The 3625-nt window shown below is 66.1% G+C and carries 4 protein-coding genes; all 4 read right to left on the bottom strand.

Annotation, left to right across the window (positions count from 1 at the left end):
- A partial coding sequence (locus tag WA225_RS02860) for an IS91 family transposase (RefSeq protein ID WP_422606796.1) occupies positions 1–801 on the bottom strand: 801 nt, incomplete at its 3' end.
- Between the two features lie 20 nt (positions 802–821).
- Positions 822–1697: a tyrosine-type recombinase/integrase gene (locus WA225_RS02855; RefSeq protein ID WP_074290258.1), complete on the bottom strand. Its 876-nt coding sequence runs from the start codon at positions 1695–1697 to the stop codon at positions 822–824.
- Positions 1698–2177: 480 nt separating this feature from the next.
- Entirely contained in the window at positions 2178–3347 is a 1170-nt protein-coding gene (locus WA225_RS02850) for an IS91 family transposase (protein WP_408407104.1), read from the bottom strand.
- A 21-nt stretch (positions 3348–3368) separates the two neighbouring features.
- Positions 3369–3625 (bottom strand): tyrosine-type recombinase/integrase (locus WA225_RS02845; protein ID WP_422606795.1); only part of this gene is annotated, 257 nt, incomplete at its 5' end.

Genomic DNA, 3625 nt, shown 5'->3' with positions numbered 1-3625 from the left:
GACCAGGCGCTGGTTGGAGATCGCGACGCGGTGCGTATAGCGTGAGAGGTACTCGAGCACCGCTTGCGGTCCGGCGAAGGGACGCTTGGCGTAGACCACCCACTCGCAGGTGCGCAGCGGCGCAAGCCACCGCGCAAAGGCAGCCGCATTGGCAAGGTCTGTGTAGTCGCCGAAGAACTGCAGCTGGCCGCGTCGGTGTGCGTCTGCGAGTGCTTCGAGGAAGCGGCGCCGGAACAGGCGCGAGAGCACGCGCACCGGCAGGAAGAAGCCGGGGCGGCAGGCGATCCACCGCTCACCGTCGGGAGACAGGCCACCGCCGGGGACGATCCCGTGCACGTGAGGATGATGCGTGAGTGCCGAGCCCCAGGTGTGCAGCACGAGCGTGGCGCCGATCTGTGCGCCCAGGTGCCTCGGATCCGCGGCGATCGTACGCAGGGTTTCGGCGGCGATGTCGAACAGGAGTCCGTAGATTACCGCCTTGTTGTACCAGGCGATCGCACTGATCGGCGCGGGCAGCGTGAACACTACGTGGTAGTACTCCACGGGCAGCAGGTCGGCCTGGCGCGCCTCGAGCCAGCGGCGGGCGGCACTGGCCTGGCACTTCATGCAGTGCCGGTTACGGCAGGAGTTGTACTCGACCTCGATGTGGTCGCACCCCGAACAGCGCAGCACGTGCCCGCCCAGCGCCGCGGTGCGGCACTGTTCGATGGCCGACATGACCTTCAGCTGCCCCAGGCTCAGGTGTGCGGTTGCCCGCCACGCTGGCCCGTGGCTGCGGAAGATATCCGCAACCTCCAGCATGAGGCGCTACAGCGCGCAGCTTACTCGGAGGGCAGGCGGTCCAGCGGACTGGTGACCTCGTGCAGCAGGTCGGTGGCCACCTGGACATAGAGCGCGGTGTTCTCGAGCTTCGCGTGGCCGAGCAGTACCTGGATCACGCGGATGTCCACCTTCTGTTCGAGCAGATGTGTCGCAAAACTGTGCCTCAAGGTATGCATGGATACGCGCTTGTCGATGTGTGCGGCCTCCGCGGCGGCATGGATGGCGCGGTTCAACTGTCGCGTGCTGAGCGCGTCCACGGGATCGAGCCCGGGAAAGAGCCACCCACCATCCAGCATCCTGCCCTGGGCCCGGGCTACGTGCCACCAGACGCGCAGGCGCTCGAGCAGCACCGGCGAGAGCATGGCGTAGCGGTCCCGACGACCCTTGCCCTGCTCGATGCGCAGCGTCATACGTTGACTGTCGATGTCGCCGACCTTCAGGGCCACCACTTCGCTTGCGCGCAGTCCTGCGCCGTAGGCGACTGACAGGGCGGTCTGGTGCTTGAGGTTGCCGGCCGCCTCGATGAGGCGGCGCACTTCATCGGGACTGAGCACGACGGGCAGTGTGCGGGGCACGCGCACGGGGTGCATCCTGACCATCAGGTCAGGCCGGTCGAGCGTGACCCCGAAGAAGAACTTCAGGCCGGTGATGGCATGATTGAGCGACACGGGCGATGTGCCGTGATCGACGAGATGCAGCTGGTAGCGCCGCAGGTCCTCGACGGTGGCCGTGTCAGGTGAGCGCCCGAGAAACCGGGCGAATTCGCGCACGATGCGCAGATAGATGTCCTGTGTCTTCGGCGACAACTGGCGCATGTGCATGTCGTCGATCATGCGCTGGCGCAGTGGACTGGCGTTTGCCTGTGGGGAGGTCATGATTGGGCTCCTGCTGGAGAACGAGGCGGGTTGCCTCATTCGCCAACATACGGAACCGCGCAGCGGACCTCCCATGAACCGCACGCGCTGGCCGGAGCCCCCTACCGCGCGAGCGGTTTCGTTCTTCGTTAAGGGTTATTCGATGCCTGCCATCGGCCACAGGAATGTGACGGTGCCTCTGCGCGTGTTGGCAGGCGTCGAATAAGCCTCGATGGAGGAAACCGCGGAGTGCCCCGATGCGGTTGGAGCTTCGCGGCTATGGCGATTGATCGGTCCGGATGCGCAGCGGTGCCAGATGCGACGCGGCCAGGCGGGATGCTTGATGGGCGCTGACGCAGTGATGAATCGGTGCCGTGGCGCAATTGTGGTGGCGAAGCGGACGTGCGAGGGACTGCGCGAAGCGACACGCGCAAACGTCCGCTCGTGGGCCGCGTTGCCGCAAAGCCGACGTTCGACAGGCAGATCGAGCAAGTGTTGCGTTCATGTCTGACTCCGGCGCATTGGCGGTGCGCGGATCGGGGCGCTGCGCGCGAGGATGTCGATGACGATCATCGGTGCTCCGCAGTGCCGGCAGATGAAGACGGGGCGGGTTTCGATGATGGTGTCATCCGGTGGCGGGCTGACCTCGGGTGCGACGTGCAGCAGGTCCCGCACCTTCGCGAGACTGGCGCGGCGCACCGGGTTGGCGAGCAGCCCGTAGTGACGGATCCGATGGAAGCCACCAGGCAGCACATGGAGCAGGAAGCGGCGCATGAATTCGCCGGTTTCGAGGGTCATGGTCTTGTAGCGGGTGCGTCCCTGTGCACGGTAGTCCTTCCAGCGGAACGTCACGCCGCGCTCATCGAAGGCGACCAGGCGCTGGTTGGAGATGGCGACGCGGTGCGTGTAGCGTGAGAGGTACTCGAGCACCGCTGCCGGTCCGGCGAACGGGCGCTTCGCGTAGACCACCCATTCGCAGGTACGCAGCGGCGCAAGCCACCGGGCAAAGGTGGCGGGATCAGCGAGCCCGGTGTACTCGCCGAAGAACTGCAACTGGCCGCGCCGGTGTGCGTCTGCGAGTGCCTCGAGGAAGCGGCGCCGGAACAGGCGCGAGAGCACGCGCACCGGCAGGAAGAAGCCGGGGCGGCAGGCGATCCATCGCTCGCCATCGGGCGACAGCCCGCCACCAGGGACGATGCCGTGCACGTGCGGGTGATGTGTGAGCGCCGAGCCCCAGGTGTGCAGTACGAGCGTGGTACCGATCTGGGCGCCAAGGTGTTTGCGATCTGCGGCGATCGTGCGCAGCGTGTCGGCGGCGATGTCGAACAGCAGTCCGTAGACAAGCCGCTTGTTGTACCAGGCGATTGCGCTGATTGGCGCGGGCAGCGTGAAGACGACGTGGAAGTACTCGACGGGTAGCAGATCGGCCTGGCGTGCCTCGAGCCAGCGGTGTGCGGCACTGGCCTGGCACTTCGGGCAATGCCGGTCCCGGCACGAGTTGAAGGACACCTCTGTCGTTGCGCAGCCTGAACAGCGCAGCACATGTCCGCCCAGTGCCGCCGTGCGGCACCGTTCGATGGCCGACATGACCTTCAGCTGCCCCAGGCTCAGGTGTGTCGTGGTTCGCCACGCTGGCCCGTGGCTGCGGAAGATGTCCGCAACCTCCAGCATGAGGCGCTACAGCGCGCGGACCTACTCGGAGGGCAGACGGTCCAGCGGACTGGTGACCTCGTGCAGCAGGTCGGTGGCCACCTGGACGTAGAGCGCGGTGTTCTCGAGCTTCGCATGGCCGAGCAGCACCTGGATCACGCGGATGTCCACCTTCTGTTCAAGGAGGTGTGTCGCGAAGCTATGGCGCAGCGTGTGCATGGACACGCGCTTGTCGATGTTCGCAGCCTCGGCGGCGGCATGAATGGCACGGTTCAACTGTCGCGTGCTTAACTGATCGA

The sequence above is a fragment of the Pseudomonas sp. genome (assembly GCF_049300855.1).
GTDB lineage: Bacteria > Pseudomonadota > Gammaproteobacteria > Pseudomonadales > Pseudomonadaceae > Aquipseudomonas.
Note: the sequence above shows the minus strand (reverse complement) of the source record. Positions and strands in the feature narration are given on the sequence as shown.